The following is a 13653-nucleotide window of genomic DNA, read 5'->3' as shown; positions in this document are numbered from 1 at the left end:
TCCATTTTTACTAATACTGGAAATTAGATAGACAATGAGAAGTCGTTAAAATCTGTCCGTTGGTTAGCCAAAGAGATTCGGGCATTGGGTGATTGCTGTAATAACTACCTGTAGAATTGGAGACTCCTCTGTCATTTCATCATCCTACGTCACAATTCCGACGATTGTCATACCGAAGAATGATTAATAAAAGACGAATTACATGTTTGTTCGTATTTTTTCAAAAAAAATCATGCTTCTTCTAAATTTCTATAATTTGCCTACAATATTGTATTATATCACACTAAAAATCGGTATGTTATAATTTTATTAAGATTTTTATGAATTTATAGCTAAAACACCCATTTTGTTCTTGACTTCCCTTTTTGAAAATTATATAATGTCCTTTGTGTAAAATATTGCAGCCTATGTTTACAAGTTTATGTTCCCATTTTGTTGCTCATTATGAGTTGTATCTCGTAACCCTCTGCTGCTAGGGCGAAGGTACATGAAAACAAAATGGTCATAAATGTTGTAAACAACTGTTTATTTTACCGAAAATAAACGATAAAGGAGGAGTCCTTGATGGCTCGTTATACTGGTCCAAGCTGGAAGATTTCTCGCCGTCTTGGTATTTCTTTAAGCGGCACTGGTAAAGAATTAGAAAAACGTCCTTATGCGCCGGGTCAACACGGTCCAAACCAACGTAAAAAATTATCTGAGTACGGTCTACAATTACAAGAAAAACAAAAACTTCGTCATATGTACGGAGTAAACGAGCGTCAATTCCGTAACACGTTCGTGAAAGCAGGTAAAATGCCTGGTAAACATGGTGAAAACTTCATGATTCTTCTTGAGTCTCGCCTTGACAACCTAGTATATCGTCTTGGCTTAGCTCGTACTCGTCGTCAAGCTCGTCAGCTTGTTAACCACGGTCATATCCTTGTTGATGGAAGCCGTGTAGACATTCCATCTTACCGTGTGCAACCTGGCCAAACAATTAGCGTTCGCGAAAAATCTCGCAACCTTCAAATTATTAAAGAAGCAGTTGAAGCTAACAACTATGTACCTGAGTACTTAACTTTCGATCCTGAAAAGTTAGAAGGTACTTACACTCGTTTACCAGAGCGTTCTGAACTTCCAGCAGAAATTAACGAAGCACTAATCGTAGAGTTCTACTCTCGTTAATCTTCATCATCGTAACACCCGTTCGTTTGAGCGGGTGTTTTTTTTATTAAATGTAAAAGTGGAATGAAGACTTTATAAAAAATTAAGCACTATGGTTAGACAAGATTTTTGTAGGAAATGATGGCTGTAACCAAGAAAAATCTTATATGCATTGGAAAGACGTTTGTACCACTCAGTTCACTTTCAACAAAAATCTCTTGAACAAAAAAGTGGCAAGTCCCCGCCAAGGAGCTCACCACTTCGTCAATTAGTATTTAATTAAGAAATATTTTTTCTTTCCGCGACGAATAATCGTAAATTTTCCTTCGATGCGGTCTTTTTTATCAACCACATAATCAAGAGCAGTTATGCGCTCCCCGTTGATGTAAATAGCTCCATTTTGAATATCTTCACGTGATTGACGCTTAGACGATGAAATTTTCGCGCTTACTAGTAAGTCGACAAGTCCAATTGGTTCTCCGCTTTCATGTTCATAGGAAGGTACATCTTTAAAACCTTGCATAATTTCATTCGCCGTTAAATGTTTAATGTTTCCACTAAATAGCGCTTCAGAAATATGAATGGCTTGTTTTAACGCTTCTTCACCATGAACAAGTCGCGTCATTTCCTCTGCTAGCGCTTTTTGAGCCGCACGTTTTTCTGGCGCTTCTTCTGTTTGTTTTTCTAGTTCTAAAATTTCTTCTTTTGATAGGAACGTAAAGTATTTTAAGTATTTTATCACATCACGGTCATCGGTATTGATCCAGAATTGGTAAAACTCATAAGGGGTTGTTTTTTCAGGATCTAACCAAACGGCGCCGCCTTCAGTTTTCCCGAATTTCGTTCCATCGGCTTTAGTGACAAGAGGAACTGTCAAACCATATGCCTTCGCCTCTTCGTGTGATTTACGAATTAATTCTAAACCTGCTGTAATATTTCCCCATTGGTCGCTTCCACCGATTTGAAGCTTACAGTTTTCGGTTTCATATAATTTTAAAAAGTCTAATGACTGTAAAATCATGTAACTAAATTCTGTAAACGAAATACCTGTCTCAAGTCGACTTTGAACTGAGTCTTTCGCTAACATATAATTAAGTCCGAAGTTTTTCCCTACGTCCCGTAAAAATGTAATCAGATCCATGCTGCCAATCCAGTCGTAGTTGTTTGCTACTTTTGCTGGATTTTCTTCCGCTTCAAAATCAAGGAATTTAGACAGCTGTTCTTTAATTCGTTCACTCCATTGAGCAACTACTTCTTTAGAATTTAACGTCCGTTCTGCCTTTTTACCACTTGGGTCACCAATAAGACCTGTCCCGCCACCGACAAGCGCAATTGGCTTATGACCAGCTAGTTGAAAACGGCGTAAAATTAAAATCGGAAGTAAATGACCGATATGTAAACTGTCTGCTGTTGGGTCAAATCCTGCATATAAGCTAATGCGTTCTTCTGCTAATAATTTTTCCAATCCTTCTTCATCGGTCACTTGATTAATTAGTCCACGGAACTTTAAATCTTCAAGTAAATTCACTCTTCTCACTCCTTTTATTTTTTCAATAAAAAAATCCCTTCGAAAACGAAGGGACGATCTTTCATCGCGGTACCACCCAACTTGAGGATATTACTCCTCCACTTTTTCCGATAACGGTTACTACCGTTTACCGCTACTTGTGCTCCTTACGTTCACGGTAAAAGCTCCAGGGGGTAATTCGTCACACTATTTGTGTCGATTTGCACCAACCATCGACTCTCTTCTTAACAGGGATAGGTGACTACTTAATCCTTTCATAGCTTGTTCTGTATTCTTATGTTTTACTTAAAAGATATTTAACATATTCCATCCTTCATTGTCAACTCCTTATACCTGCCAAAAGGTATGATTTAAGGCCTAGTTTTGAAGGATTAAAAAAGAAAGTTCCCTTTTTCTGTCTTTATTTATGCTATAATGGATGTGATTCTTTGGGGGGATTGTATATGAAAAATATATGGATCAAAGTAAAGGAACGTTTACAGCCATTCATTCGTTTCTTTTCAAATAAAAAAGTTCAACGTCAAGCACGTATTACGTACCAAGTGACATGGAATTTGTTTTTAATAATGATTATCGTCATGATTCTTGGATTTGCATTTGCCGGAGGAGTGGGAGCAGGATATTTTGCTTCCTTAGTAAAAGATGAAAAGATTCGCTCCTATGAAAGTATGAAAAAAGATATTTACAACTACGAAGAAACCTCCACCCTTTACTTTGCGAATAACGTTTACCTCGGAAAGCTTCGTTCGGATTTAGAACGAGAAGAAGTGTCCATCGATGAAGTTTCTAAACATTTAATCAATGCTGTCATCGCTACGGAAGATGAATACTTTTATGAACACGATGGCGTTGTGCCAAAAGCGATTTTACGCGCTCTTTTCCAAGAATTTACTAACTCCTCTGTCCGAACGGGAGGTAGTACATTAACCCAACAATTAATTAAAAACCAAATTTTAACAAACGAAGTATCGTTTGAACGAAAGGCAAAAGAAATACTGCTCGCTTTACGTTTAGAAAAGTTTTTTGATAAAGATGAAATATTAGAGGCTTACTTAAACGTGGCGACTTTTGGTAGAAATTCTTCCGGAAGAAACATTGCAGGTGTGCAATCAGCCGCCAAAGGAATTTTTGGTGTGGACGCCAAAGATTTAAACTTACCACAAGCAGCCTTTATTGCAGGACTGCCACAAAGCCCATTTGGTTATACGCCGTTTACAAATAAAGGCGAACTTAAAGAAAATCTTGAGCCAGGATTGAATCGAATGAAAACCGTTTTGAAACGGATGTATGAAGCTGGATACATCACAAAGGAGGAATACGAAAGTGCACTCAATTATGATATCGTCAGCGATTTTATTCCTCCGAAAGAAAACCCAACGGAAAAGTATCCATGGTTAACAGCGGAAATTGAAAGCCGCGCAACCGAAATTTTGGCGCTTATATTAGCAGAAAAAGATGGGTACACAAAAGAGGAAGTCAAGGAAAATGATAAGCTATACGAAAAGTATTTAACCTTGGCTGACAGGGATTTACGTCAAAATGGATACGAAATTCATACAACCATTCATAAAGACATTTACGACAAAATGCAGGAAGTGAAGGATGCGTATACAAACTACGGTCCTGACGTAAAGGTGCAAAAAAATGGAGAAACAGTTGTCGAGCCTGTTCAAATTGGAGCTATTTTAATTGAAAACACTACTGGTCGAATTATTAGTTTTGTCGGTGGAAGAGATTTTAGTATTGAGCAATTAAACCATGCTACACAAGGTAGACGCTCTAATGGGTCAACGATGAAACCACTACTTGTGTATGCACCGGCGCTGGAACTTGGAGCTGCTACACCTGGGACAATTATTCCGGATACGGAAATGAGCATCCGTGCTGGTAATGGAGAAATTTGGAAACCAAATAACTATACTGGTAGTTATTACGGGCTTGTCTCTGCTCGCTATGCGTTAGCGAAATCGTATAACGTGCCAGCTGCGAAAATTTATTTAGATATTAAGCAGTACCGTCCAGTTGAATATTTAGCAAAAATGGGCTTTACTTCCTTAACAGATGTGGACTATACGACTACAGCGATTGCACTCGGATCTATCACGAACGGAGTCACCGTTGAGGAAAACGTTAATGCGTACGCCACGTTTGCGAACGGGGGACAGTTTGTTGATGCGTATTTAATCGAAAAAATTATCGACAAGAACGGAAACGTTGTTTATCAACATGAATCACAACCAGTGAATGTATTTAGTCCACAAACTGCTTACTTAACCATCGATATGATGCGTGACGTCTTAAAATACGGAACAGCGGCGTCGGTACCACGAATGTTAAAGTTTTCTGCCGACTGGGCTGGAAAAACAGGAACGAGTCAGAACTTCCATGACGCTTGGTTTGTCGCAACTAATCCGAATGTGACATTCGGAACATGGATTGGATATGACACCCCACGCAGCTTAAAAGCAGCTGGATATGAAAACTATAGTATTCGAAACTTAAAAATATGGGCACAATTAATTAATGCCGCTTATGACATCGAACCAGAGTTAATCGCTCCAAAAAGCCGATTTAAAATGCCAGGTGGAATTGTTCGCCGATCGTATTGTGCGGTATCTGGTTTACTACCATCGGAAGCTTGTTCAAAAGCAGGGTTAGTGGAAACCGACATCTTTAACGCAAAATTTGTACCAAATAAAGTAGACAATAGCTTAATTAACGGTTTCTATGTAACCATTGATGGAAAAAAATACGTAGCTTTAGAGTCGACACCTCCAGAATTTACTGAGCCGGGGCTCATGCTCAACCCTGAGTTTATCGCAGAAATTACCGGAGGTCGTTTAGATGACTTAGAACAATTAATACCGGATAATCCAAAATGGGAGAAAATTTTAATCCCTGAAGCAATTTTTAAAGATGATGGTAAAAATCCAGCTCCAGTCCAAGCGAAAGTGTCGGGGAAAATTATTTCTTGGACAAAATCCGCTTCCAAAGACGTTATCGGCTATCGAATTTACTCAAAAGCTGGCCAAAAAGTGGCAAGTGTGAAATCATCCGAGCCATTAAGAATTTCGCTTCCGGATGGAGAATATATGGTGAAAGCTGTAGATGTTGCTGGAAAAGAATCCAGCCCTTCCAACATAGTTCAAATCGGTTCAATACCGAATAATCCTTCAGAAAACCCAACAGATCCACCAAATGAAGAACAACCACCGTCCAATTCAGGCAACAATAATGGTGGAAATAATGGGGATACATCTTCACCAGCTGAGGGTAATAACGGAAATGGAAATAAAGAAGAAACTGAACAACCCCCTTCAAACAGCGACAATACTAATAAAAAGGATCCTGACCAATAAGGGACAGGATCCTTTTTCATTAATCTTCCATTGTAGATAAATCCCCAGTAGGTAAATTCAACTCCCAAGCTTTTAATACACGTCTCATAATTTTTCCGCTGCGCGTTTTCGGCAATTTGTCTTTAAATTCAATTTCACGCGGCGCAGCATGGGCTGCTAGTCCTTGTTTTACAAATAAGCGAATTTCTTCTTTTAATTCATCCGAAGGTTCGTATCCTTCTCTTAATGAAATAAATGCTTTTATAATTTCGCCACGAACTGGATCTGGAACGCCGATGACCCCTGCTTCAGCAACCGCTGGATGTTCGACTAATTTACTTTCTACTTCAAACGGGCCGACCCGCTCTCCCGAAGTCATAATAACATCATCGATACGACCTTGGAACCAGAAGTAGCCGTCTTCATCCATATAAGCGGAATCGCCAGAAACATACCAATCTCCCGGCATAAAATAGGATTCATATTTTTGCGGATTATTCCAAATCGTATACATCATTGATGGCCAGCCTTTTTTAATGGCTAAGTTCCCCATTTGATATGGTGGCAATTCGTTTCCTTGATCATCGACAATAGCTGCTTTTACACCTGGAATTGGTTTCCCCATTGAACCAGGTTTAATTTCCATACAAGGATAGTTACAAATCAGTTGAGCTCCCGTTTCTGTCATCCACCATGTATCGTGAATACGTAAGTTGAATACTTTCAACCCCCAACGAATAACCTCAGGATTTAACGGTTCACCGACGCTTAAAATATGACGTAAGCTGGATAAATCATATTTTTTCACCACTTCATCGCCAGCACCCATTAACATCCGAAACGCTGTTGGAGCACTATACCAGACGGTGACTCCAAAATCTTCAATCGTTTGATACCAATATTCTGGGGCGAAGCGACCACCAACAATGACATTCGAAGCCCCAACAAGCCAAGGGCCGAAAATACCGTAAGCTGTACCAGTTACCCAACCAGGGTCGGCTGTACACCAATAAACGTCATCGTCTTTTAAATCAAGCACCCATTTAGCAGTTTGATAGTGTTGAATCATCGCACGATGAACGTGTAACACACCTTTCGGCTTACCTGTTGAGCCAGATGTATAATGTAAAATAAGTCCATCTGTTTTATCTACCCATTCAATGTTGAGCTCTTTGCTCGCCTCATTTAATCGCTTTTTAAAGTCGTAATAATTTCCTTCTTCTTTCACATCGTCGCCTACTAAAAAAATGTGTTTTAATTCAGGTAAGTCTTGAACAGGGACACGACCGAGCAATTCAGGAGTTGTCACCAATACTTTCGCCCCGCTATCTTCTAAACGGTCTTTCACGGCCCCTTCCATGAACGCTTCAAACAGTGGACCGACAATAGCGCCGAGTTTCACTGCACCGAGTAAGGCAAAATAGAGCTCTGGTGAACGTGGCATAAAAATAAAAACACGATCCCCTTTTTCCACATCCCCATATTGCTTTAATACATTTGCTGCTTTATTCGTTAAATCTCTCATCTCTTTGAACGTATATTTTTCATAACGATGTTGATCACGATAATAAAGTGCGACTTTATTCTTTTTTTCCGTCAGTGCATGACGGTCAATCGCTTCGTATGCCATATTTATTTTTCCCGTTTCGTACCAGGAAAAGTTCTTTTCAGCCTCTTCCCACTGAAACGAAGCATACGTTTCCTCATAATTTTTTAAGTTGTGTTCTCCTTTTGTAACTGGTAGCGTTTCCACCTTCATTTGACCTTCTCCCCCTTTATGTAATAATTGATAATATTATTATATAGGATATTTTCTATATTCTCAATTTTTTAAACATTTTGTTTATATATAGTTAAAAAAATATTATTAAAAGAAAAATAACAAAACTGAGCAGAAATAGAACGATAAAAGAATTAACGTTCACTATAAATTTTTCCTTTTTTTATAGATATGTTTGAGTGAAAAAATGAAGCGTTATTTCAATAAACCATGTAACGAAAAATGCCACTATAGAATGGACTTTGTAAATCAACATTTTGGACATTCCCCATCTCTACTCGATATTTTAATAATGCTTTATTTCTTTCTACTTAATTAAGCTAAGAGTAATACATAGAGAATTAAAGTGTACATCTACTAATTTCTCCTCATTACATCAACATTCCATTATTAACATTGTAACAAATTTACATTTGAACACTTTTTAAATTATTTACATAATAGTAAAATTATCGATTCCTAACAACGTCAAAAGATTCAGATTTTTGTATAATAGAAATAGGAACATATAAGGTGGTGTATGCATGGAACATAAAAAAACGTATAATGCGAAGGAAATAAAAACTCCACATGGACCGATTATCATTGAAGGTCCGATTCCTTCTGAACAGCTAGAACGGCTAGAATTCCACCAAGATTTAGTGGCTTTTCGGCCTCCAGCGAAACAACATCAAGCTCTTATTGAAATTGCCAAGTTACCAGAAGGAAGAATTATTATCGCCAGAGAAAACAATACCATTATTGGATACGTCACTTATCTGTATCCTGATCCACTTGAACGATGGTCGGAAGGGAACATGAAAAATTTAATTGAACTAGGAGCAATTGAGGTCATTCCGAAATACCGGGGCTTTTCAATCGGAAAAAATTTATTAAAAGTGTCCATGATGGACGATGCGATGGAAGACTATATTATCATAACGACCGAGTATTATTGGCATTGGGATTTAAAAGGAACGGGACTGAACGTATGGGAGTATAGAAAAGTGATGGAAAAAATGATGAATGCCGGAGGACTAGAGTGGTATGCCACTGATGATCCGGAAATTAGCTCCCATCCAGCCAACTGTCTGATGGCTCGTATTGGCAAAAGAGTCGACCAAGAATCAATCCAAAAGTTTGATCGGCTACGATTTAAAAATCGGTTTATGTATTAATAGGAGGAATTCGGAATGATTGTTGAACAAATAATGAACAAAGATGTTACTTCCCTTCTCCCAACAGACTCCATCCAACGAGCGATTGAAGTCATGCGAACGAAAAAAATTCGCCACATACCTATTGTCAATGACGAAAACGAAGTAGTTGGTATTGTGTCTGATCGGGATATTAAAGAGGCCACACCTTCTATTTTGGAAACGCATTCAAATAAAGATATTTTGAAGCAGCCTCTCCAAACGATTATGAAAACAGAAGTTATTACTGGGCATCCGCTCGACTTTGTCGAAGAAGTAGCGGCCATGTTTTATGAACATCACATCGGTTGTATGCCGATTATTCAAAATCAAAAGCTTGTTGGAATCATTACGGAAACCGATTTATTACATACATTTGTTGAGCTAACAGGGGCTCATCAACCCGGTTCCCAAATCGAAGTACGCGTACCGAATAAGGCCGGAATGTTATACGAAGTGGCCGGCATTATTCGAAAACGGAATGCGAATATTCATAGCGTACTTGTATACCCGGATCGGGAAGATGAACATTATAAAATTTTAGTGTTTCGTGTACGGACAATGAACCCTGTTGGCATCATTGAAGACTTGAAAATAAACGGCTATCATGTCCAATGGCCATACGTTCCGGGGATTACGTCATGAAAAAGAAACGAGCGGTATTTGTCTATTCCGACAAGCTACTTTCGTACAAGTTTTCCGATCAGCATCCATTTAATCAACTTCGTTTGAAATTAACCCTTGATTTATTAAAAAGTCTAAAGGCCATAGATGACGATGATCTTGTTCCTCCACGAATGGCTACTGACGAAGAGTTGTACCTGGTCCATGATCGATCGTTCGTTCAAGCCGTTAAAGATGCAGGCCATGGATTGATATCGCCTGAAAAAGCGGAAAGCTACGGTCTAGGAACGGAAGATACCCCCATATTTCCACACATGCATGAAGCGAGCGCCTACCTTGTCGGTGGAACGTTAACTGCGGTCGATTACGTTATGGAAGGGAAAAGTGAACATGCGCTCCATCTAGGCGGGGGACTGCATCATGGGTTCCGTGGAAAGGCATCTGGCTTTTGTATTTACAATGACAGCTCCGTTGCGATTAAATACATTCAACAAAAATATGGGGCCCGAGTATTATATGTGGATACCGACGCTCATCATGGGGACGGGGTTCAATGGACATTTTACGATGATCCGAATGTATGTACGTTCTCTATTCATGAAACGGGGCGATATTTATTTCCAGGAACCGGAAATGTGAACGAACGAGGAGCTGGAAGAGGGTATGGTTATTCATTTAATGTTCCTGTCGATGCATTTACCGAAGATGAATCATGGCTTTATGCCTATCAAACTGCCTTTCGTGAAATCGCTGACTATTTTAGGCCGGATGTGATTGTTACACAAAACGGTGCGGATGCCCACTATTTTGACCCATTAACCCATTTATCAGCAACAATCAAAATCTATCGAGAAATTCCAAAGCTTGCCCACGAGATTGCTCATCAATATTGCAACGGTCGCTGGATCGCCGTCGGTGGGGGTGGATATGATATTTGGCGAGTCGTTCCGCGAGCTTGGGCTTACATCTGGTTAGAAATGACCGAAAACGCCCATGTTTCTGGTTCTTTACCTGAAGAATGGATTCATCATTGGGAACAACAGGCTCCTGTCCCGCTTATTAAAACGTGGGAAGATCCATCCAATATGTATCAACCGATTCCACGTAAACAAGAAATTGAAGAGAAAAACAGGCAAACGTTAGAACGTGCTCTTATTCCTATTCGGCAATGGTCCCGTAACGTAGAATCGAATTAGAGTAATAATAAAACGACCCTGAACGTTCCTTTTACCGTTCAGGGTTCGTTTTCATTATAAGAAGGATCTGAGATAATAATTTCTACCCGGCGATTTTTTTGCCAATTTTCAGGACCGTCATTAGGAGCAATTGGTCGTGTATCTCCGTATCCGACGGCCATAAATCGTTTCGGATCTAAATGATTTTGTTTAATTAAAAAGCGAATGACACTGCTTGCACGAGCAGTGGATAGTTCCCAGTTAGATGGGTATTTTGCTGTTGAGATCGGACGATTATCCGTATGTCCTTCTACTTTTACGACATTTGGAATTTTCTTTAATAATGTCCCAACCTTGTTTAAAAAAGGATATGCGCTTGGAATAATTTCTGCTTCTCCAGTCCGAAACAATACTTTTTCTTGTAAGACGAGAACAACACCTCGCTCTGTTCGAGTGGCCACAGCCACATCGGATAAACCGTTGTCCTCTAAATATTGTTGAACTTCCACAAGTAATTGCTCCAATAAATCTTGTTCATTCTCGTTACTTAGTAAAGAATCATTTGTTTCATTGCTATCATTGGTTGTTATCTCAGGTTGTGCCGAAGGGTTCTCAGACGGAATAACAGAAGGGTAAAAATCGAGAACTTGCCGTTGACGAAAGGACTCGGCAATCGCCTTGAATTTAATAATATCAATTTGTGACATCGAAAAAAGTAAAATAAAAAACACTAAGACGAGAGACATTAAATCCGAATACGTAACCATCCATTTCGGTGCTCCTTTATCAGAAGGAGGTAACGTACGTTTACGCTTCATACGTTACGGCCCCCTGCTCGTCCTGTACCGGATGAACAACCCGTTCCTTATTTGACAAGAAGGCAGTCAATTTTTCTTCTAATATTTTTGGATTTTGACCGGACTGAACACCGATGACTCCTTCAATAATAATTTGTTTGTAAAAAACTTCTTTTTCCGTTTTAATCGCTAATTTTGAAGCCATTGGAAGGAATACTAAGTTTGCCAATAAACTACCATAAAATGTCGTTAATAAAGCGACAGCCATGTTCGGACCTAATGTACTCGGATCGTTTAAGTTTTTTAACATTAAGACAAGACCTACAAGCGTTCCAATCATTCCCCAAGAAGGAGCATATTCACCCGCTTTCTCTAAAATACTTCTTCCTTTGCGATGACGTTCTTCTAACGCAGAAATTTCGGCGTTCATAATATCTACAATCACATCAGGCTCAATGCCATCCACCGCTAATAAAATTCCTTTCTTCAAAAAGGAATCTTCCACCTGTTCTACTTCCGCTTCTAACGCTAAAAGTCCTTCCCTACGTGCTCGCTCGGATAAACGAACAAACGTTTGAATGAGTTCGTATAAATTATATTCCTCTTGTTGGAACGCTTGTCTTATAACGACAAACATGTGTCGTAAATCTTTAAGAGAAAAACTGACAAGTAAACCTGAAAATAATCCCGCAAAGACAATGAGTAGAGACGGAATATGAATAAAGGAAATAAAGCCTTCCGTTCCGCCGTTTGATATGATGGCAAATGCTAATAAGACTACACCGACAACGAGACCTACTGGTGTTAGAACATCAAGCTTTCTCATGGTTACTCTCCCTAGAAATATTGAATCTATCGTTTATATCGGCACTATCTTTATTTTGTTGAGTTTCGATGTTCAATACGGTGTGGAAGAACGACAATTTGGTCAGATACTTCTTCTTTATTCATGTATTTAGTCAATAAGCGCATTGCTACCGCACCGATATCATATAAAGGCTGCACGATAGATGAGAGTGTAGGGCGAACCATTTGTACTAAACGCGTATTGTCAAAGCTGATCACTTCTAATTGCTCAGGAATTTTTACGTTGTCATCTTGAGCCCCATGAATCACACCAAGCGCCATTTCGTCGCTACCAACTAAAACAGCAGTTGGTGGCTCAGAAAGTTGAGATAAATTTTCCCATGCTTCTACGCCGGAATCATACGTGTAATCCCCTTCTACCACAAGAGCTTCATCATATGAAATGCCAGCTTCTTCTAGGGCTTTTTGGTACCCGGCTAATTTTTCTTCACGATTAATGGTTTCATGGAATGGGCCGCTGACAAATGCTATACGCTTGTGTCCTTTATCAATAAATTCTTTTATTGCCTCATAGGAAGCTGTTTTATAATCAATATTAACGGAAGGAATTTGTTTCGATTGTTCGATAGAACCAGCTAAGACGATAGGCACAGGTGATTGTTCAAATGTTGCTACATGCTCCTCCGTAATTTGTCCACCCATAAATACAATGCCATCTACTTGTTTGGCTAACATTGTTTGAATTAAATGAAGTTCTTTCTCTTTGTTTTGGTCAGAGTTACTTAAAATAATGTTGTATTTGTACATCGTGGCAATGTCTTCGATACCTCGAGCTAACTCGGCATAAAAGATACTCGAAATATCTGGGATAATCACACCAACTGTCGTTGTTTTTTTACTTGCTAAGCCTCGTGCTACCGCATTTGGACGATAACCTAACCGTTCAATCACTTCCATGACTTTTTTTCGAGTTGCTGGTTTTACATTTGGGTTCCCGTTCACCACACGCGAAACCGTTGCCATTGATACATTTGCTTCTCTTGCTACATCGTATATTGTTACATTCATTGATTGGTCCAACTCCTTTATCACGTTCTAATCGATTTCTTGATAGTCTTATTTTACATGAATGTACGTAAAAGTACGCGTGTTAATCATGAATTTTTTCATACAATCATGTAAATTATCATATTATAGACGATATAAACGTGCAACGAATCCATTGTTTTTCATATAGGAAAAGGTGACCCTGTAAAGCCGTATTTCTTCACAAGGTCACCTTT

The 13653-nt window shown here is 39.0% G+C and carries 10 protein-coding genes and 1 other annotated feature; of the genes, 5 read left to right on the top strand and 5 right to left on the bottom strand.

From position 1 onward, the window contains the following. Window positions 1-564: 564 nt before the first annotated feature. Entirely contained in the window at window positions 565-1167 is a 603-nt protein-coding gene (rpsD, locus tag ABES52_RS09220) for a 30S ribosomal protein S4 (RefSeq protein WP_429650866.1), read from the top strand. Between the two features lie 247 nt (window positions 1168-1414). Here rpsD and tyrS read toward each other — a convergent pair whose 3' ends face one another. Continuing rightward, window positions 1415-2674 (bottom strand): tyrosine--tRNA ligase, encoded by a 1260-nt coding sequence (gene tyrS / locus ABES52_RS09215; RefSeq protein ID WP_429650865.1) that lies wholly within the window; start codon window positions 2672-2674, stop codon window positions 1415-1417. A gap of 46 nt (window positions 2675-2720) precedes the next feature. Continuing rightward, window positions 2721-2941, bottom strand: a binding site (T-box leader). 176 nt (window positions 2942-3117) lie between these two features. Between tyrS and ABES52_RS09210 the strand changes: the two genes are divergently transcribed. Continuing rightward, window positions 3118-6033, top strand: coding sequence for a transglycosylase domain-containing protein (locus ABES52_RS09210; protein WP_429650864.1), 2916 nt, complete (start codon window positions 3118-3120; stop codon window positions 6031-6033). Between the two features lie 19 nt (window positions 6034-6052). On the opposite strand, the gene acsA is transcribed toward ABES52_RS09210, so the two are convergent. Next, window positions 6053-7771, bottom strand: a complete 1719-nt coding sequence (acsA, locus tag ABES52_RS09205) for an acetate--CoA ligase (RefSeq protein ID WP_429650863.1) — start codon at window positions 7769-7771, stop codon at window positions 6053-6055. Between the two features lie 545 nt (window positions 7772-8316). Here acsA and ABES52_RS09200 point away from each other — a divergent pair. Genes ABES52_RS09200 through ABES52_RS09190 form a run of 3 tightly spaced genes read left to right on the top strand, consistent with a single transcriptional unit; the run spans window position 8317 to window position 10787 of the window. Further along, window positions 8317-8949, top strand: coding sequence for a GNAT family N-acetyltransferase (locus ABES52_RS09200; RefSeq protein ID WP_429650862.1), 633 nt, complete (start codon window positions 8317-8319; stop codon window positions 8947-8949). A 15-nt stretch (window positions 8950-8964) separates the two neighbouring features. Continuing rightward, window positions 8965-9612 (top strand): acetoin utilization AcuB family protein, encoded by a 648-nt coding sequence (locus tag ABES52_RS09195; RefSeq protein ID WP_429650861.1) that lies wholly within the window; start codon window positions 8965-8967, stop codon window positions 9610-9612. After that, window positions 9609-10787: an acetoin utilization protein AcuC gene (locus tag ABES52_RS09190; protein ID WP_429650860.1), complete on the top strand. Its 1179-nt coding sequence runs from the start codon at window positions 9609-9611 to the stop codon at window positions 10785-10787. The genes ABES52_RS09195 and ABES52_RS09190 overlap by 4 nt, the downstream gene beginning before the upstream one ends. Before the next feature lie 38 nt (window positions 10788-10825). On the opposite strand, the gene motS is transcribed toward ABES52_RS09190, so the two are convergent. The 3 genes from motS to ccpA are packed head-to-tail and all read right to left on the bottom strand — an operon-like array spanning window position 10826 to window position 13438. Further along, entirely contained in the window at window positions 10826-11584 is a 759-nt protein-coding gene (gene motS / locus ABES52_RS09185) for a flagellar motor protein MotS (protein ID WP_429650859.1), read from the bottom strand. Next, a complete protein-coding gene (motP, locus tag ABES52_RS09180; RefSeq protein WP_429650858.1) occupies window positions 11574-12389 on the bottom strand; it encodes a flagellar motor protein MotP in 816 nt (271 codons plus the stop codon). Before motP ends, motS begins: the two co-directional genes overlap by 11 nt. A 50-nt stretch (window positions 12390-12439) precedes the next feature. Continuing rightward, the gene (gene ccpA, locus ABES52_RS09175) at window positions 12440-13438 is read right to left on the bottom strand and encodes a catabolite control protein A (protein ID WP_429650857.1); all 999 of its coding nucleotides are present in this window, start codon (window positions 13436-13438) and stop codon (window positions 12440-12442) included. Window positions 13439-13653: the final 215 nt, after the last annotated feature.

This window comes from Aeribacillus pallidus, assembly GCF_050478865.1.
GTDB lineage: Bacteria > Bacillota > Bacilli > Bacillales > JACDOC01 > JACDOC01.
The sequence above is the reverse complement of the archived record's forward strand: the minus strand, read 5'-3'. Positions and strand labels throughout refer to the sequence as shown.